Origin of the sequence: Thetidibacter halocola (assembly GCF_018224955.1) — a bacterium.
Lineage (GTDB): Bacteria > Pseudomonadota > Alphaproteobacteria > Rhodobacterales > Rhodobacteraceae > Thetidibacter > Thetidibacter halocola.
On sequence record NZ_JAGTUU010000001.1, the window covers coordinates 821,859 to 839,567 of the forward strand.

The 17,709-nt window shown below is 65.7% G+C and carries 19 protein-coding genes; 16 read left to right on the top strand and 3 right to left on the bottom strand.

The window, feature by feature from the left end:
• Nucleotides 1-6: 6 nt before the first annotated feature.
• Nucleotides 7-1,275 (bottom strand): hypothetical protein, encoded by a 1,269-nt coding sequence (locus tag KB874_RS03675; protein ID WP_212535176.1) that lies wholly within the window; start codon nt 1,273-1,275, stop codon nt 7-9.
• A gap of 312 nt (nt 1,276-1,587) precedes the next feature.
• Here KB874_RS03675 and KB874_RS03680 point away from each other — a divergent pair, with 312 nt between their 5' ends.
• From KB874_RS03680 to KB874_RS03715, 8 genes are all read left to right on the top strand, one after another.
• Complete coding sequence (locus KB874_RS03680) at nt 1,588-2,400, top strand: 23S rRNA (adenine(2030)-N(6))-methyltransferase RlmJ (protein ID WP_212535177.1); 813 nt, start codon at nt 1,588-1,590, stop codon at nt 2,398-2,400.
• Between the two features lie 21 nt (nt 2,401-2,421).
• Nucleotides 2,422-2,865 carry a tellurite resistance TerB family protein gene (locus tag KB874_RS03685; RefSeq protein ID WP_212535178.1) on the top strand — a complete coding sequence of 148 codons (444 nt, stop codon included), beginning with the start codon at nt 2,422-2,424 and terminating at the stop codon, nt 2,863-2,865.
• 83 nt (nt 2,866-2,948) lie between these two features.
• Nucleotides 2,949-3,386 (top strand): tellurite resistance TerB family protein, encoded by a 438-nt coding sequence (locus KB874_RS03690; RefSeq protein WP_212535179.1) that lies wholly within the window; start codon nt 2,949-2,951, stop codon nt 3,384-3,386.
• Entirely contained in the window at nt 3,383-4,126 is a 744-nt protein-coding gene (locus KB874_RS03695; protein WP_212535180.1) for a phosphate/phosphite/phosphonate ABC transporter substrate-binding protein, read from the top strand. Before KB874_RS03690 ends, KB874_RS03695 begins: the two co-directional genes overlap by 4 nt.
• 77 nt (nt 4,127-4,203) lie before the next feature.
• Nucleotides 4,204-4,977, top strand: coding sequence for an ABC transporter ATP-binding protein (locus KB874_RS03700; protein ID WP_212535181.1), 774 nt, complete (start codon nt 4,204-4,206; stop codon nt 4,975-4,977).
• Between the two features lie 93 nt (nt 4,978-5,070).
• Nucleotides 5,071-5,796 carry a transporter substrate-binding domain-containing protein gene (locus KB874_RS03705; RefSeq protein ID WP_212535182.1) on the top strand — a complete coding sequence of 242 codons (726 nt, stop codon included), beginning with the start codon at nt 5,071-5,073 and terminating at the stop codon, nt 5,794-5,796.
• A gap of 47 nt (nt 5,797-5,843) precedes the next feature.
• Nucleotides 5,844-6,725 (top strand): ABC transporter permease, encoded by an 882-nt coding sequence (locus KB874_RS03710; protein WP_212535183.1) that lies wholly within the window; start codon nt 5,844-5,846, stop codon nt 6,723-6,725.
• The gene (locus KB874_RS03715) at nt 6,725-7,531 is read left to right on the top strand and encodes an ABC transporter permease (protein WP_212535184.1); all 807 of its coding nucleotides are present in this window, start codon (nt 6,725-6,727) and stop codon (nt 7,529-7,531) included. Before KB874_RS03710 ends, KB874_RS03715 begins: the two co-directional genes overlap by 1 nt.
• 4 nt (nt 7,532-7,535) lie before the next feature.
• Here KB874_RS03715 and KB874_RS03720 read toward each other — a convergent pair whose 3' ends face one another.
• Nucleotides 7,536-8,795 carry a SulP family inorganic anion transporter gene (locus tag KB874_RS03720; RefSeq protein ID WP_212535185.1) on the bottom strand — a complete coding sequence of 420 codons (1,260 nt, stop codon included), beginning with the start codon at nt 8,793-8,795 and terminating at the stop codon, nt 7,536-7,538.
• Nucleotides 8,796-8,942: 147 nt separating this feature from the next.
• Between KB874_RS03720 and KB874_RS03725 the strand changes: the two genes are divergently transcribed.
• From KB874_RS03725 to KB874_RS03760, 8 genes are all read left to right on the top strand, one after another.
• The gene (locus KB874_RS03725; RefSeq protein ID WP_212535186.1) at nt 8,943-10,289 is read left to right on the top strand and encodes a glutamine synthetase family protein; all 1,347 of its coding nucleotides are present in this window, start codon (nt 8,943-8,945) and stop codon (nt 10,287-10,289) included.
• Nucleotides 10,290-10,351: 62 nt separating this feature from the next.
• Entirely contained in the window at nt 10,352-11,035 is a 684-nt protein-coding gene (locus KB874_RS03730; RefSeq protein WP_212535187.1) for a type 1 glutamine amidotransferase, read from the top strand.
• Nucleotides 11,032-12,393, top strand: a complete 1,362-nt coding sequence (locus KB874_RS03735; RefSeq protein ID WP_212535188.1) for a glutamine synthetase family protein — start codon at nt 11,032-11,034, stop codon at nt 12,391-12,393. The genes KB874_RS03730 and KB874_RS03735 overlap by 4 nt, the downstream gene beginning before the upstream one ends.
• Before the next feature lie 83 nt (nt 12,394-12,476).
• Nucleotides 12,477-13,778, top strand: a complete 1,302-nt coding sequence (locus KB874_RS03740; RefSeq protein ID WP_212535189.1) for an NAD(P)/FAD-dependent oxidoreductase — start codon at nt 12,477-12,479, stop codon at nt 13,776-13,778.
• 87 nt (nt 13,779-13,865) lie between these two features.
• Nucleotides 13,866-14,684, top strand: coding sequence for a methyltransferase family protein (locus KB874_RS03745; protein ID WP_212535190.1), 819 nt, complete (start codon nt 13,866-13,868; stop codon nt 14,682-14,684).
• Nucleotides 14,662-15,378: a bifunctional 2-polyprenyl-6-hydroxyphenol methylase/3-demethylubiquinol 3-O-methyltransferase UbiG gene (gene ubiG, locus KB874_RS03750; RefSeq protein WP_212535191.1), complete on the top strand. Its 717-nt coding sequence runs from the start codon at nt 14,662-14,664 to the stop codon at nt 15,376-15,378. The genes KB874_RS03745 and ubiG overlap by 23 nt, the downstream gene beginning before the upstream one ends.
• Nucleotides 15,378-15,785: a DUF4149 domain-containing protein gene (locus KB874_RS03755; RefSeq protein ID WP_249200213.1), complete on the top strand. Its 408-nt coding sequence runs from the start codon at nt 15,378-15,380 to the stop codon at nt 15,783-15,785. The genes ubiG and KB874_RS03755 overlap by 1 nt, the downstream gene beginning before the upstream one ends.
• Nucleotides 15,786-15,886: 101 nt before the next feature.
• Nucleotides 15,887-17,086, top strand: coding sequence for a DegT/DnrJ/EryC1/StrS family aminotransferase (locus KB874_RS03760; RefSeq protein WP_249200214.1), 1,200 nt, complete (start codon nt 15,887-15,889; stop codon nt 17,084-17,086).
• A gap of 61 nt (nt 17,087-17,147) precedes the next feature.
• Here the strand turns inward: KB874_RS03760 and phaR are convergent, their stop codons facing one another.
• Nucleotides 17,148-17,708, bottom strand: coding sequence for a polyhydroxyalkanoate synthesis repressor PhaR (gene phaR / locus KB874_RS03765; RefSeq protein WP_212535193.1), 561 nt, complete (start codon nt 17,706-17,708; stop codon nt 17,148-17,150).
• Between the last annotated feature and the right edge of the window lies 1 nt (nt 17,709).

Here is a 17,709-nt window from a genome sequence, read left to right on the forward strand (position 1 = left end):
GCCCACTTATCGCAAAGGAACCAAACCTGTCCCCTCACCACGCCATCCGGACATACGGCGACGGTCTGCCATCAACCCACGATAACCAACAACAAAAAAGCTAAATATCTCCACTAACCATTGAGACATTCTCCATGTCTCCTCAAGTTCTATGCCCGTCAATCGAAAAGACTTGTCGGAGTGAACAATTGAATTCCGGCACTCTGCCAAAGCTGCATACCCGTCCTTATCGCTGAATGACTTAAGCTTGGCCTGCGTATTGCTTGCATGCTCAAGCGGATCAACAGCTAAATGAATGAATGCAGCTGCCGCCCGCAACTTGTCTGAAAACGCATTTTTATTAAGAAGATCCTTCGACCAGCCAGCTTTTTCACGAAGAATAAAGTGCACTAATATCTCGAGGCTACTATAGGAGGCCACAATCGCCAACTCTAGACTAGTCGATCGCGCAGCGTTAGAGGCGCGATAAAAATCTAAAGAATAAGTCAAAGGTCGCGTGGATGGCTCATCTTCTAAGTATCGATGGAATGCCCCCGCAAAACTCGAAAACCCATTTACAACCTCCAGATCAAACCAATTATTGGGCTGAAAGAACCCATCGCAACGAGAAAATCCCAACATCCGAAACGCAACATCGTCGCCGTTCGTAGCCTCTACATGGCCGACAGCCACTCCGCCACCAGTAGTGAAGGACAAAACTTTTGCTGCCCTATGAAAGTGCTTCCATAGAGCCTTATCGTCCTCACCCTCCGTGACAGGCGTTAGGGATAGAACGCCCGTAGGTATCCTATCGTAGGCATAAGCCTTCTTGTTTTCAAAGTAGTCGCGCGCCTGATCGAATGCCTTGTAAACAAAACGCCCGGCGCTCGACTCCCAACTTAACCCTGGTTTCTCAAAAAACGTATTAGGACCATTGACTACAACACACCGCGCCTGAGAATAACTTGAGACTTCTCCGTACAGGAAGGGTTCCCGCATTGGGCCGAACTCGGCTTGCCCATTTGATCCCAGAGAAAGCCGAGCCTTGAAACACAAAAATTCTTCTGTCAGTTCATTAGTAGAAAACTTGATCGCTCCGTCAAAAACATCATTAAAAATATCCAAAGCATGGAAATCAGAAAACTCACAGTGCAACCTTGGAGAAAAGTCATCGTGATAACGAAAGGACATTGAAGCTGGCGTCAACGTATGCTGACCTCGTCTAATCTCCCAATTAGGCAAATTGATCTTTGCCTTACGAACTTCTGGGATTGCAAAGTCGTCAACGGTAAGCATAGAGGCACTTTTCTTAACCCAAAGACAGGCTGCCACAATCGTATGTTACGGGAAAGTATCTTTTTCATTTGGAGCAATCAGCCGCGCGAGAGCCGACCCGCGGGGTGGCGGTTGCTCCCGTTGAACGGCGCGCTTTATGCCCGCCAGACCCGGATGACCTCGGAGCGTTCAGCCAACGGCAGCCAAAGAGCCGCCCCGGGGGGCGGGTCGGCTCTCGCGCGGCGGCCTTCGGCCTTGATTCCGCGCGTCTGAAGCACCGATCAAACCGCGCTGACCCTTGCCCTTCGCCCCGTCCCCTGCCACATCCCACCCATGCTGTCCTACCAACACGCCTATCACGCCGGGAATCTCGCCGATCTGCACAAGCACGCGCTGCTGGCGGTAGCGCTCGACTATCTGACGCAGAAGGACAAGCCGCTCTCGTATATCGAGACCCATGCGGGGCGCGGCCTCTATGACCTGACCAGCGAGGAGGCGGCCAAGACCGGCGAGGCGTCCAAGGGGATCGGCGCGCTGGCCGATGCCTTTGCGGCCGACCATCCCTACATGCGGGCGCTGGCGGCGACGCGGGCGAAACACGGGGCCAATGCCTATCCCGGCTCTCCGCTCATCGCGCAGCACCTGTTGCGCCGCGACGACCGGCTGCACCTGGCCGAACTGCACCCGCAGGAATACGCGCATCTGCGCCGGGTGACCCACGCGCCCAACATCCGCGTCTACCGGCAGGACGGCATGGACCTGGCAGCCAGCCTCTGCCCGCCCGACCCGAAACGCGGCCTGATGCTGATCGACCCGAGCTGGGAGGTGAAGGACGATTACCGCACCATGCCCACCCGCATCGGCCAGATCGCGAAGGCGTGGAACGTCGGCATCGTGATGCTCTGGTATCCGATCCTCGACGGCGAACCGCACGGGCCGATGCTGCGCGCGCTGGAACAGGCGCACGGGGACGCGCTGCGCCATGAGGTCCGCTTTCCCCCCGTCCGGCCCGGGCACCGGATGGTCGGATCGGGCATGTTCGTCGTGAACCCGCCCTATGGTCTGCGCCCCGAGGCCGAGCGCCTCACGCGTCTCTTTCAAACCCGTTTCCCCCGTGGACAGCGCCCCGGCGCACGGCCACAATAAGGAAAAAAAAGGGAGGCAGCCTTGTTCGAGCGGCTGAAACGATTCTTCACCCATCCCGCCCCGCCGCAGCGCCCGCTGCCGGAGCCCGACGCGCGGCATGCGCTCGGCACGCTGCTGGTGCGCGTGGCGCTGGCCGATGGCGCCTACCTGTTCGAGGAAGTCGAGCAGATCGACCGCATCCTGGCCCGCGCCTACCGGCTGAAACCGCTGGAGGCGGCGAAGATGCGCGCTGAATGCGAGCGGCTGGCGCTTCATATCGACGACGACACCGAGATGGCCCGGCGCATCCGCGAGGCGGTGGATTACGACCACCGGCTCGAGAAGGTCCGCGCGCTCTGGGCTGTGGTGATGGCGGACGGTGTGAGCGACGAGAAGGAAGAGGCGCTGGTCGCGCTGGTCGAGGACACGCTGGGCGTGGCGCGCCCCGACAGCGAGGCCGCGCGGGCGGCAGCGTCGATCCCCTGAGATCGCCGGCCCACGCGGGAATTTGAACCAATGCCGCGCGGGACGGGTTTCCTTTTTCCCTCGGGACGCCTTATCTGACATTCATGTTTGCCGATTTCATCAAGCGCCTGACGGCGCCCGATCCCTCCCCCCTGCCCGATGCCGACGCGCGCCTGGCGCTTTGCGCGCTTTTGGTGCGCGTCGCCCGGTCGGACGGAACCTATGACCAGGCCGAGCGCGACCGGATCGACCGGATCGCCGCCACGCGCTATGCCCTGTCGCCCTTCGAGGCGGCCAAGTTGCGCGGCGAGGCCGAGGCGCTGGAGGCCGAGGCGCCTGATACGGTGCGGTTCACCCGCGCGATCAAGGATGCGGTTCCCTACGAGGCGCGCATCGGCGTGATCGAGGCGTTGTGGCAGGTCGCGCTGGCCGATGGCGTGCGCGAGGCGCATGAGGATGCGCTGTTGCGGCTGGTGGCGAACCTGCTGGGCATCAACGACCGCGATTCGGCGCTGGCGCGGCAGCGGGTCGAGCGGGGATGATCGCCAGCCTGCCGATGTATGACCTGCCGCCCTTGCAGCAGGCCAACGATCGGCTCTGGCAGGCGATCCGCGCGGCGCTGTGCTGGGGGCCGCCCCGGCTCGATCGGTTCATCGGAGTGTGGGAAGCGTGGCGCTCGCCGGTGCTGGTGCTGTCGCAGACGTGCAGCCTGCCCTACCGGACGGCGCTGCACGGCCAGGTGGCGCTTGTCGGCAGCCCGGATTTCGGCCTGCCGGGCTGTGCGCCCGGGCAATACAATTCCGTGCTGGTCGCGCGCGAGGATGACAACCGGCCGCCGGCTGTGCTGCTGGCTGCGCGGGTGGCGGTGAACGAGCGGCTGAGCCAGTCGGGCTATGCCGCGTTATGGCAGGCAGCGCAGGCGCATGGCGCGCGGCCGTCCGAGGTGGTGCTGACCGGCGCGCATGCCGCCTCGGTCAAGGCTGTGGCGGAGGGGCGAGCCGACATCGCGGCCATCGACGCGCAGACCTGGCGGCTGTTGTCGCTTTACGATCCGGGGGCACAATGCTTGCGCGAGATCGAGCGCACACAGCCCACACCCGCCATGCCCTATATCACTGCGCTCCGGCATGATCCGGCCGAACTGCTCGCGGCGATGCGGCAAGCCGTCGACGCACTCGATGCGCCCACGCGGATGCGACTGGGCCTGCGCGGGGTCGTACCGGTCCAACCGATGGATTTCCTCGCGCTCGAAACGCCGCCACCACTGTCGCAACGAGGGTAAACGCGACAAGGGTCATTCGCGATTGCATTGCCCGCTCGCTTCGCGTCATTCTGCGCCGGATTGAAACCGGAGGCCCCATGTCCGACGCGCCCGTGATCGAGATCCGCAACCTGCACAAGGCCTACGGGTCGCTCGAGGTCATCAAGGGCGTCGACATCACCGCGCCGAAGGGCTGCGTGGTGTCGCTGATCGGATCGTCAGGGTCGGGCAAGTCGACCATCCTGCGCTGCTGCAACCTGCTGGAGGACAGCCAGCAAGGCGACATCCTGTTCAAGGGCGAGCCGGTGAAATGGCATGGCACCGGGCATGGCCGCCGCCCGGCCGACCCGAAACAGGTTCTGCGCATCCGCACAAACCTGTCGATGGTGTTCCAGCAGTTCAACCTGTGGTCCCACCTGACCATCCTTCAGAACGTGATGGAGGCGCCGGTGACGGTGTTGGGCCGCGACCGCGACGAGGTCGAGGCAAAAGCGCGCCACTATCTCGACAAGGTGGGGATCGGCGACAAGGCCGACGCCTGGCCGGCGCAACTGTCGGGCGGCCAGCAGCAGCGCGCAGCCATCGCCCGCGCCCTGTGCATGGAGCCCGAGGCGCTGCTGTTCGACGAGCCGACCAGCGCGCTTGACCCCGAACTGGAACAAGAGGTGGTGCGCGTCATCAAGGCGCTGGCCGAGGAAGGGCGCACCATGCTGATCGTGACCCATGACATGAAGATGGCGGCGGACGTATCCGACCATGTCGTCTTTCTGCACCAGGGCCTGATCGAGGAACAGGGCGCGCCAGACCAGCTGTTCGGCAGCCCGAAATCCGAGCGTTTGCAGGGGTTCCTGCGCTCGACCACCCATGGCTGACGTGGCGGCCCCCTTGCGCTTGCCGCGGAATCCCATAAGCGTTCCGAAATCAGACGCGCCCGGAAGAGGCGCGGACCGAATGGGAGACACCATATGAAGAAACTGATCCTGACCACCACCGTCCTGACGCTTGCCGCGGGCGCCGCCCTTGCCGGCAGCCACTCCGTCGTGCGCCTCGGAACCGAGGGCGCCTATCCTCCGTTCAACTTCCTCAACGACAAGGGCGAAGTCGACGGGTTCGAGCGCGAATTGGGCGACGAGCTGTGCGCGCGCGCCGAGCTGACCTGCGAATGGGTCACCAACGACTGGGACTCGATCATCCCGAACCTCGTGTCCGGCAACTACGACGTCATCATCGCCGGCATGTCGATCACCGAAGAACGCGAGGCCGTGATCGATTTCACCCAGAACTACACCCAGCCCGACCCCTCGGCCTTCCTGGCTGCGGAGGGCAGCGAGATTGACCTGACCGGCGCGGTGATCGCGGCGCAGGCCAACACGATCCAGGCATCTTACGTCGCCTCCAGCGGCGCGACGCTGGTGGAATTCGCCTCGCCCGACGAGACCATCGCCGCCGTGCGCAACGGTGAGGCCGACGCGGTCCTGGCCGACAAGGCCTTCCTGTCGCCGATCGCCGAAGAAAGCGCCGAGCTCGACTTCGTCGGCGAGGACGTGCTGATCGGCGGTGGCGTGGGCATGGGCCTGCGCGAATCCGACAACGATCTGCGCGACAAGTTCGACGCCGCCATCCAGTCGATGAAGGATGACGGATCGCTGAACGCGCTCATCGAAAAGTGGCAAATCGGCGCCACGTTCTGATCGGACCGGGCCGGGCGGGCTGAAACCCGCCCTGCCCGACACAGCGCATGGCCAGCTTCTGTTCCGATCCCTCCACCCTGTCAGGCCTTTCCTGGCTGTTGTGCTACCTGACAACGGGTAAGCACGTGGCGCTCTACTGGTCGGTGGGGACCGTGCTGCTGCTGCTGGCGATCACGGCACCAGCGGCGCTGGCCTTCGGCTTTGGCGGGGCGACGGCGGCGCGGTCGCGGTTCCTGCCGCTGCAATGGCTGGGACGGGGCTATATCGCCGTGGTGCGCGGTGTGCCTGACATCGCCTTCTTCCTGTTCTTCGTGATCGCGCTGGACCAGTTCTTTGAATGGGCGCGACACAAGGTGAAATGCCCCGACTGGGACCAGCCGATCCGGCAGGGCAGCGATTTCGTCGTCTGCCCCGAGGCCAAGCTGCCGCTGGGCAACGCCGCGCAATGGGTGCATGAGACCTATGGTTTCATGCTGGCGGTGCTGACCTTTGCCATCGTCTTCGGCGCCTTCGCGGCCAACGTGCTGTATGGCGCGATGCGGGCCGTGCCCCATCCGCAGCTGGAAACTGCCGAGGCCTATGGCATGAGCCCGCGACAGACCTTCTGGCGCATCCTCGTGCCGCAGATGTGGGTCTATGCCCTGCCCGGCCTCAGCAACCTGTGGATGGTGCTGATCAAGGCGACCCCGCTGCTGTTCCTGCTGGGGATCGAGGATATCGTCTACTGGGCGCGCGAACTGGGCGGCGCCAAGACGGCGCGCTTTACCGATTATCCGCATGGCGACTGGCGGGTGTGGTATTTCCTGGCGCTGCTGATCTTCTACCTGGCCTTCACGCGGGTGTCCGAGATCGTGCTGGACCGCATCATGGGCCGGTTGACCCATGGCCAGGCCACGCTGGCGGGCGACGCCCAGAGGAAGGCGGTCTGATGTCCTGCTGGGAAACCATCGCGGATTACGGGCTGCGGTCGATCGGGATCGGAGAACGGCTGCTGCCCCGCGACAACTTCACCCTCTGCCAGCAGGTGGTGCTGATCGGCTCTGGGCTGATCTGGAACATCTATTTCGGCACGCTGGCGCTGATTTCCGGGTTCTTCCTGGCGACGGCGGTGGCATTGGGCAAGGCGTCGCGCCTGAAGCCGGTGCAAAAGCTGAGCGCCTGGTTCATCTTCGTGTTCCGCGGCTCGCCGCTCTTCATCCAGTTCTTCTTTGCCTATTTCCTGTTCCTGTCCCTGAAATCGGTCTCGCCGATCTTCGACCCGTTCACGGCGGCCTGGCTGGGCGCGCTGATCGTGCTGTTCCTGAACACCGCCGCCTATTCCGGCGAGATCTTCTACGGGGCGCTGCAATCGGTGCCGCGGGGCGACCTGGAAGCGGCGGATGCCTATGGCTTTGCCGGCTGGACCAAGTTCCGCCGGATCACCTGGCCCACCATGCTGCGACTGGCCTGGCCGGCCTACACGAACGAGGCGATCTTCCTGTTTCACGCCACGACGCTGGTCTACTTCAGCGGCTTCCCGGCCTGGCAGCAACGTGGCGACGCGCTGTATTATGCCAGCTACTTTGCCGACAAGACCTTCAACCCGTTCGTGCCTTACCCGATCCTTGCCGGGTATTTCATCCTGCTGACGCTGATCGTCATCGGCCTGTTCGGGCTGGTGAACCGGAACCTGAACCGGCACCTGCCGCAGGCGTCGCGCGCCCGGATGACCTTTCGCCCCACCCTTCTGCGCTAAGCCTTCAGCGGTCGGGCGGGGTCCAGTCGGCACCGGGCACCTGGCGGCGGCGCAGGCGCAGGGCAAGGCCCAGGCCGACGCCCACCCCGATGGCCACGGTCAGGTCGGCCACCACCGTCAGCACCAGCGTGAGCAGCAGCAAGAGGCGGTCCTCGGGCCGGGCGCGGGCATATTCGGCCCAGCGATGCGGCTCGGACATGTTCCAGGCGGTCAGGATCAGCAGGCCCGCCAGCGCGGGCATCGCCAGTTGCCCGGCCAGCGGCGCGGCGACCAGCATCGCCAGCAGGATCGCCATCGCATGCACGAGGCCTGCGACCGGCGTGCGCGCCCCGGCGCGGACATTGGTCGCGGTGCGCGCGATGGCCCCCGTGGCGGGCAGACCCCCGAACAGCGCCGAGGCGACGTTGGCCGCGCCCTGGGCCAGGATCTCGGCATTGGGCTTGTGCCGGTCGCCGATCATGCGGTCGGCGACCATGGCCGAAAGCAGCGACTCGATCCCTGCGAGGAAGGCGATGACCAGGGCCGAGGGCAGCAGGTCGCTCAGCCGTTCGAGCGTGATCACTGGCAGGTGCGGCAGGGGCAACGTGCGCGGCAGTTCACCGAACCGGCTGCCCACCGTGTCGATCCCGCCCAGAGCGGCGGCCGCGGCCGAGCCCAGCGCCACCGCCACGATCAGCCCCGGAAAGCGGGGAAAGGCACGGCGCAGGACGACGATCAGCACCATGGTCAGCAGGGCGACCGCGAGGCTTTCAAGGCTCAGCCCGTCTCGCGCCGCCCAGAGCGCCGCGATCTTGGCAAGGAACTCGGCCGGGACCTCGGCCATCGACAGGCCCAGCGCGTCCTTGACCTGGCTCGTGGCGATGATGATCGCGATCCCGATGGTAAAGCCGTTGATCACCGGTTCCGGGACCAGACGGATCAGGCTGCCCGCCCGCAGGAACCCCGCCAGCAGCAGGATCAGCCCCGCCATCAGCGTCGCCAGCACGAGGCCGTCATAGCCGTGCTGCGCGATCACGCCGTAGACTACGACGATGAAGGCGCCGGTCGGTCCGCCGATCTGCACCCGGCTGCCGCCCAGCGCCGAGATCAGGAAGCCGCCGACGATGGCCGTGATCAGGCCATCCGCCGGTGTCGCGCCCGAGGCGATGGCGATAGCCATGCTCAGCGGCAGCGCCACCATCGCAACCGTGATGCCCGCCAGCGCATCGGCTGCGAGGTCGGCGCGGGAGTATCCCGGCAGGGTCGAGATCAGCTTGGGGGTCATCGGGCGGCCTTTCGCCAGCACTTGCCCGGAATTTCGCCATGACGCATCCTGTTGCGCAAGCGCGGCATTGCCGCAGCCGAGGCCCCCCTTGCCAAACCACGGCGCACCGGGCTATGAATTTGATCAAATTCCAGAAGTGAGGCCCTCATGCCCCCCCCTACCATCGAATGGTTGCGCCGCAATCCTGCCGTGCGCACCGTCCGTGCTGCCGCTTGCGACCTGAACGGAATCCCGCGGGGCAAGCGGATGCCCTCGCGCGCCGCCGAACGGATGCTGAGCGAGGGCACGCGGTTTCCGATGTCGGCGCTGAACCTCGACATCTGGGGCGAGGATATCGACGACAGCCCGCTGGTCTATGAATCCGGCGACCGCGACGGCGTGCTGATGCCCACCGAGCGCGGCTTTGTCCCGATGCCCTGGCTCGAGGCGCCGACCGCGCTACTGCCGATCTGGATGTATCACGAGGATGGCCGCCCCTATTACGGCGATCCGCGCCACGCGCTGTCGCGGGTGGTGAAGGCCTATCGCGACAAGGGGCTGACCGCGGTTGTCGCGGTCGAGCTGGAATTCTTCCTGATCGACGATTCGGGCCGCAGCCTGCAGGTGCCGATCAGCCCGCGCTCGAACAAGCGCCGCAAGGCCGCCGAGATCCTGTCGATCCGGGCGCTGGATGCCTTCGACACGTTCTTTACCGACCTCTACGATGCCTGCGAGGCGATGGACATTCCCGCCGATACCGCCATTTCCGAGGCGGGCCTGGGCCAGTTCGAGATCAACCTCGTCCACCAGCCCGACGCGCTGAAGGCGGCGGATGACGCCTGGCTGTTCAAGATGCTGGTCAAGGGCTTGGCGCGGCGGCACGGATTCGCCGCCTCGTTCATGGCCAAGCCCTACCAGGATTACGCCGGCAGCGGGCTGCACACGCATTTCTCGATCCTCGATTCCGCGGGCGGGAATATCTTCAACGATGGCGGGAACAAGGGCACGGACGCGCTGCGCCACGCGGTTGCCGGCTGCCTGAACGCGATGCATGACAGCACGCTGATCTTTGCACCGCACCTGAATTCCTACGACCGGATGGTGCCGGATTCGCACGCCCCCACCGGACTCGGCTGGGCCTACGAGAACCGCACGGCGGCGATCCGCATCCCGTCGGGCGCGCCAGCGGCGCGGCGGATCGAGCATCGCGTGGCCGGGGGTGACGTGAACCCCTACCTGATGCTGGCCGCCATTCTCGGCGCCGCGCTGACCGGGATCGAAGACGGAAAGGAACCGCCCGAGCCGATCACCGGCAATGCCTACGCGCAGGACTTGCCGCAGATCCCGACCGAATGGGGCGACGCGATCGACGCGTTCGAAAAGAGCGCGACGATGCCGCGCATCTTCGGCGCGGACCTGATCCGCAACATGGTCATGACCAAGCGCCAGGAACGGCATTACATGGAAGAGCTTGATCCGCAGGAACGGATCGACATCTATCTGGATACGGTCTGACGGCGCGGCCGCCCGTCCTGGGCGGCGCCCCTCGGCCGAAGCAAGAACGAAACAGGTGTTTCATGAAAATCGGTATTCTCCAGGCAGGCCATCTGCCGGATGCCATGATCGAAAGGACCGGCGACTATGACACGCTGTTCTCCAACCTGCTGGGACGGCATGGCTTCGAGCTGCAGTTCTGGCCGGTGGTCGACGGCGTCTTTCCCGACAGCGCGGAAGAGGCGGACGGCTGGCTGATCACCGGATCGCGGCACGGCGCCTATGACGACCTGCCCTGGATCCCCCGGCTCGAGGACTTCATCCGCGCCATCGTCGCGGCGGACAAGCCGCTGGTCGGCGTCTGCTTTGGCCACCAGGTCATCGCGCAGGCGCTGGGTGGCAAGGTCGAAAAGTTCGGCGGCGGCTGGTCGGTTGGCCCGACGGAATACGACTTCAACGGCGCACCGCTGCGGATGAACGCCTGGCACCAGGACCAGGTGGTGGAAAAGCCCGAGGGCGCCGAGGTGGTGGGCGAAAGCGATTTCTGCCGCTATGCAGCGCTGCTCTATCCGGGCAAGATCTATACCGTGCAGGCTCATCCCGAGTTCACCGACGAGGTGGCGGGCCTGCTGATCGAGACCCGCGGTCGCGGCGTCGTGCCCGACGACCGCCTGACCAACGCGCTTGCGGCGCTGGGCACGCCGCTGGACAGCGCCGGGATCAGCGATCAGTTCGCCCGTTTCTTCCGTGAAAGGCGGATCGCATGAGTGAGTGGATACAGAACCTGCCGCAACCGGCTCAGGACTATCTCGAGGGGCGGCGGCTCGACGAGGTGGAATGCATCATTTCGGACCTGCCCGGCATCGCCCGGGGCAAGGCCGTGCCCGCGTCGAAATTCCAGCGCCAGGCCTATTTTCACCTGCCCGACTCGATCTTCTTCCAGACGATCACCGGCGACTGGGGCGAGGCGGCCGACGAGGACGAGGGCTTCATCGAGCGGGACATGATCCTGCGGCCCGACTACACGACCGCGACGGCGGCGCCCTGGACCGCGGACTGGACGCTGCAGATCATCCATGATGCCGAGGACCGCCACGGCAACCTGATCCCCTACAGCCCGCGCAACGTGCTGAAGCGCGTCGTGGCGCTGTATGAGGCGCAGGGCTGGAAGCCGGTCGTGGCGCCCGAGATGGAATTCTACCTGATCGCGCGCAACCTCGACCCGGCCAAGAAGATCGAGCCGATGGTAGGCCGTTCGGGCCGCCCGGCGGCAGCGCGGCAGGCCTATTCGATGACGGCGGTCGACGAGTTCGGCCCGGTGATCGACGACATCTACGATTTCGCCGAGGCGCAGGGCTTCGAGATCGACGGGATCACGCAGGAAGGCGGCGCGGGCCAACTGGAGATTAACCTGCGGCACGGCAACCCGGTCAAGCTCGCCGACGAGGTGTTCTACTTCAAGCGGCTGATCCGCGAGGCGGCGTTGCGGCACGACTGTTTCGCCACCTTCATGGCAAAACCGATCGAGGACGAGCCTGGCAGCGCCATGCACATCCACCATTCGGTGATCGACAAGGAGACGGGGCGGAACCTGTTCGTCGGCCCGCAGGGCGGCGAGACCGATGCGTTCTTCAACTTCATCGGCGGGCTGCAGACGCACCTGCCCTCGGCCATCGCGGTGCTGGCGCCCTATGTGAATTCCTATCGCCGCTACGTCCGGGACCACGCCGCGCCAATCAACCTCGAATGGGGCCGCGACAACCGCACCACGGGCATCCGGATCCCGATTTCTGGCCCGGACAGCCGGCGCGTGGAAAACCGGCTGGCGGGGATGGATTGCAACCCCTATCTCGGCATCGCCGCCTCGCTGGCCTGCGGCTATCTCGGCCTGATGGAGGAACGCCGCCCGTCCAAGCAGTTCCGCGGCGACGCCTATGAAGGTGAGGGAGACATTCCCCAGGTCCTTGGCCAGGCGCTGGAGTTGTTCGAGGGCGCCAAGGCGCTGCACGAGGTGCTGGGGCCGGAGTTCGCCCGCGTCTACTCCATCGTGAAGCGCACGGAGTACGAGGAATTCCTCCAGGTCATCAGCCCGTGGGAGCGTGAGCACCTGCTGCTGAACGTCTGATCGCCTTTGCGAGGTGGTGACGAGGGGCTCTGTCCCGCGCGCTTTCCGGGATACTTTTGGCCAGAAGCAACGAGGACGCGGTCTTGAATCTGCTGTTTTCCAACGACCGGCGCGGGCACTATCCAGACAGCTGGTATGCGGCGACGGCCGATGACCTGTCGCCTTTCCCGCCCCTGAAGGGGGCGCAGCGGGCCGATGTCTGCATCGTGGGCGGCGGCTATACCGGGCTGTCGGCGGCGCTGCACCTGGCCGAGGCTGGGCTGGACGTTGTGCTGCTGGAGGCGCATCGCGTCGGTTTTGGCGCCTCGGGACGCAATGGCGGGCAACTGGGGTCGGGCCAACGGCAGGATCAGGTGACGCTGGAGAAGATGGTCGGGCGCGATGCCGCGCAGACCATGTGGCGGTTGGGCGAAGAGGCCAAGGCGCTGGTGCGCGATCTTGCGAACCGGCACGGCATCGACTGCGCGCTGCGGCCGGGGATCGCCTGGGCGGGGACATCGGAGGCCTCGGTGCGCGAGTTGCATGACTATGCCGGGCACATGGCGACGCACTACGACTACCCGATGGAGGTGCTGGGGCGCGAGGCGTTCCACGCTCTGTGCCCGTCGCCCGCCTATCGCGGCGGCATCCTCGACATGGGGGCGGGGCATCTGCATCCGCTGCGGCTGGCGCAGGGGCTTGCGCGGGCCGCGGCGGGGGCCGGGGCGCGGATTTTCGAACAGGCCTGGGTGCATGACATCCGGCACGGGGCCAAGGTGCGGGTGGCCACCGAAAGCGGCCATGTCGAGGCCGATCACCTGATCCTGGCCTGCAACGGATATCTCGGCGGGCTGGAGCCGCGCGTGGCCTCGCGCGTCATGCCGATCAACAATTTCGTCGTCGCGACAGAGCCTCTGGGCGCGCGCACGGCCGAGGTGCTGACTCGCGACGTGGCAGTGGCCGACGACAAGTTCGTCGTAAACTATTTCCGCCTGTCCGAAGACGGGCGTCTGTTGTTCGGTGGTGGCGAGAGCTATGGCTACCGGTTCCCGCGCGACATCCGTGCGGTGGTCTCGAAGCCGATGCTGGAGGTCTATCCGCATCTGAAGGACGTGAAGCTGGACTACGCCTGGGGCGGGACGCTGGCCATCACCATGAAACGGCTGCCGCATCTGGAACGGGTCGCGGCCAACGTGCTGTCGGCCTCGGGCTATTCCGGGCACGGCGTGGGCAATGCCGTGCAGGCGGGCAAGCTGCTGGCCGAGGCGGTGCGCGGCCAGTCGGCGGGCTTTGATGCCTTTACCGCGTTGCCGACGCCGCGTTTTCCGGGCGGGGTCGCGTTGCGCAATCCACTCCTGGTGCTGGCCATGACCTGGTTCGCGTTGCGCGACCGGCTGGGGATCTGACGCGCCCGCTGCGACGCATCGTCAAAGGCACTGGAAGGCCGCACGGTCCCGACTAGGTCCGGGGTCATGACGCAACCCGAGACCCCCATGACCCGCCTTCTAACACTGGTGCGCGGCGCTTTGACGCCGCCGCCGGGGCGAAGGCGTATTCTGCTGGCCCTGGCCTATGGCGCGGTCTGCCACGCGGTCTTTGCCGCCGCCGTGCTGGCGATGATGGTCGCGCTGTTCTTCGGCATGAGCGAGAGCCTCGGTCGCGTGCCGGCACCCTGGTATCCGCTGGTCAACGCGTTGTTGCTGCTGCAATTCCCGCTGACCCATTCCCTTCTGCTGACGCGCCGCGGCGGGCGGTTGCTGGGCCGGCTGGCGCCGGGTGGCCACGGCGCCGTGCTGGGCACCACCACCTACGCAATCATCGCCTCTGTCCAGCTGCTGGCACTGTTCGCGCTCTGGACGCCCAGCGGCATCGTCTGGTGGCGGGCCGAGGGCGCGGCCTTCGCCGTCATCTGCACCCTGAATGCCGCCGTCTGGCTGATGCTGGTCAAGGCCAGCTACGACGCCGGGGCCGAAGTGCAGTCAGGCGCGCTGGGCTGGATGTCGCTGATGGCCGGCCGGGCGCCAGTCTTTCCCGGCATGCCGGTGGACGGGCTGTTCCGCGTCATCCGCCAGCCGGTCTACGTGGCTTTTGCGCTGACGCTCTGGACCGTGCCGGTCTGGACGCCGGACCAGCTGGCGCTGGCCGTGGCGCTGACCACCTATTGCCTGCTGGCACCCCGCCTGAAGGAGCGCCGTTTCGCCGCCCGCCACGGCGCCCGGTTCGAAGCCTACCGGGCGCGCGTGCCCTATGCGCTGCCGCGCCCAATCCCCCGACGAACAGGAGACCTGCATGACGCAGACCGCGCGCAATGACCTGACGATCTACGACGCCGTCGCGGATGACTGGTGGTCGGACGAGTTGCGCTGGGTGCGCACGCTGAAGAACATGGTGCCGGGGCGGCTGGCCTGGTTCGACCGCCAGATCGACTGGCAGGGCAAGGCGGTGCTGGACCTTGGCTGCGCCGGCGGCTTCATGGCCGAGGCGATCCATGACCGGGGGGCGACCGTGACCGGCATCGACCCGGCCCGGCGCGCCATCGCCGCCGCACGCACCCATGCCGAGGCGACGCTCCGCGCCATCCGCTACGACACCGGCGTCGGCGAACGCCTGCCCTATCGCGACGCCAGTTTCGACGCGGTGGTCTGCGTCGATGTTCTGGAACACGTGCGCGATCTCGACCGCGTGCTGGCTGAGGTGGCGCGCGTGCTGAAACCCGGCGGGCTGTTCCTGTTCGACACGATCAACCGAACGCTGCTGGCACGGCTGGCCGTCGTGACGATGGCCGAGGACGTGCTGCGCCTGTTGCCGCGCGGCACGCATGATCCGCGCCTGTTCATCAAGCCGGCCGAACTGCGCGAAGGGCTTGCGGCCGCTGGGTTGCAACCGGGGCGGATGACGGGGCTTGGGCCGCGCGGGTTGACGCGTCGGGGCGATTTCACCTTTGGCCCCCTGCCCCTGCGCAGCATCATCTACATGGGGCTTGCGCACAAGCCAGACCGGGCATGATGACCGCGCTGGCCCTGCTGGCGACCGCGCTGCTGTTCGGCGGCATGATCCTGTATTCCTTCGGTTTCGCGGCCTTCGTGTTCAATGCGCTGCCGGCGCAGACCGCCGGGCCGCTGATCCGCCGCGCCTTTCCGTGGTTCTACCTTTTCGTCATCGCGGTCTCCGCGCTGGCGGGGTTGCTTGCGCTGGAAAATGACCGTCTGTCGGCGGGACTCCTCGCGGCGATCGCGGCCACGACGGTCTGGGCGCGGCAGGGGCTGATGCCGGCGATCAACCGGGCCACCGACGGTGGCGACCGGCGGCGGTTCAAGGCGCTGCACACCCTGTCGGTCCTGGTGACGCTGGCGCATATCGGGGGCACCGGTTTCGTGCTGCTGCGCCTTGCGGAACAAGCGGCAATCCGGTGACAGGCGGGTGGCGAATTCGCGCGCGTCGCGCACTTGTCACTTGGCTGTTACAGGCAAGATAGATTAAGCATTCTGAAAGCACCAATTCAGGATTGCGAAATATGCTGCCCAACATGCACGACGCCGAGCCCATCCCCGAAGCCGCCCGCGCCGAGATCGACAGGCTGCTGCAATCGGGCGACCTGTTCCGCTACACCGCGCCGCAGGACGCGCCCGTGGCGTTGCTGGAACGCGAGTTCGCGGCGCTGATGGGTACGCGCTATGCGCTGGCGGTGTCGTCCTGCTCGGCCGCGCTGTTCCTGTCGCTCAAGGCGCTGGACCTGCCAAAGGGTGCCCGGGTGCTGATGCCCGGCTTTACCTTTGCCGCCGTTCCGTCCTCGGTGGTGCATGCCGATTGCGTGCCCGTCCTGTGCGAAGTCGGCGAGGATTACCGTATCGACATCGCCGATCTCAAGGCGCGGCTCGACGGCGTGGACGCGGTGATCGTCAGCCACATGCGTGGGCACACGTCCGACATGGACGCGATCCTGGCCCTGTGCGACGCACGCGGCATCCCTGTCATCGAGGACGCGGCGCACAGCCTGGGCACCACCTGGCACGGCCGCAAGATCGGCACGCTGGGCCGCGTGGGCTGTTTCAGCTTTCAGTCCTACAAGCTGGTGAACGCAGGCGAAGGCGGCATCCTGGTCACCGACGATGCCGACCTGGTGGCGCGGGCTGTGATCCTGTCGGGCGCCTATGAGCACAACTGGCGCAAGCACATGGATCATGGCGACAACGCCCTGGCCGAGGCCTTTGCCCGCTGGCAGAACCGCCTGCCGCTCTACAACCTGCGCTTGTCGAATCTGTCTGCGGCGGTGATCCGCCCGCAACTGGCCGAGATTGCGCGCCGTGTGCGCGACGGGCGGCGCAACCACGACCGCGTGGCGGCAGCGCTGAACCGAAGCCCCTGGATGGTCGTGCCGGACAAGCTGCCGCCAGAGGAACGAGCGCCGGATTCGCTGCAGTTCAACCTCTGCGGCATGAGCGACGAGGACGTGCGCGCCTTTGTCGACGCGGCCGGGGCCGAGGGCGTCAAGGTTCAGGTCTTCGGCCTGACGACGGACAATGCGCGGGCCTACTGGAACTGGGGTTTCCTGCCAGAGATGCCGGAGCTGCCGCGCACCCGTGCGATGCTGATGCGCGCCTGCGACACGCGCTTGCCGGCCCGGCTGACGCCAACCGAATGCGACGCGGTGGCGGATGTTCTGCTGCGCGCGGCGCACAGCGTCATGGGGACGGACCGGGCCTACGGCACCTGATGACATGACAACGCCCCGGGTCTGACCCGGGGCGGCCTTCGGGCTCAATGGCCGGTGCGGCCTACTTGTCGAACTTGTTCAGCTTGGCCTGAAGATCGGACAGCTGTTTCTTTATGGCATCGAGGTCTTCGCCTTCCTTGGGCGCCTCGTCGCGGCGCGGGCCGGTGCCGAAGCTGCCCATGCCGCCGGTCATGGCCTTGAGGAACGCCTCCTGCTGCGCCTGCATCGCCTCGAAACCCGGCATCTTGGCGATCGGGTTGATGGCGTTCATGTTCTCCATCCACTTGGACTGGCTTTCGCGGAACGCCTCGAAACTGGCCGCCAGGAACTGCGGCACCATCGTGCCGGCCTGCGTGGTGTAACTACGCACGAGATCGGTCAGCACGTTCACCGGCAAGACGCTTTCGCCCTTGCTTTCATGCTCGGCCACGATCTGCAACAGATATTGGCGCGTCAGGTCGTCGCCGGATTTCAGATCGACGATCTGGACCTCGCGCCCGTCACGGATGAAGCCGGCGATATCCTCGAGCGTGACGTAGTCGGACGTCTCGGTATTGTAGAGCCGGCGGCTGGCATAGCGCTTTATCAGCAAGGGCTTGTCGGTCTTGTCCTTATCGGCCATG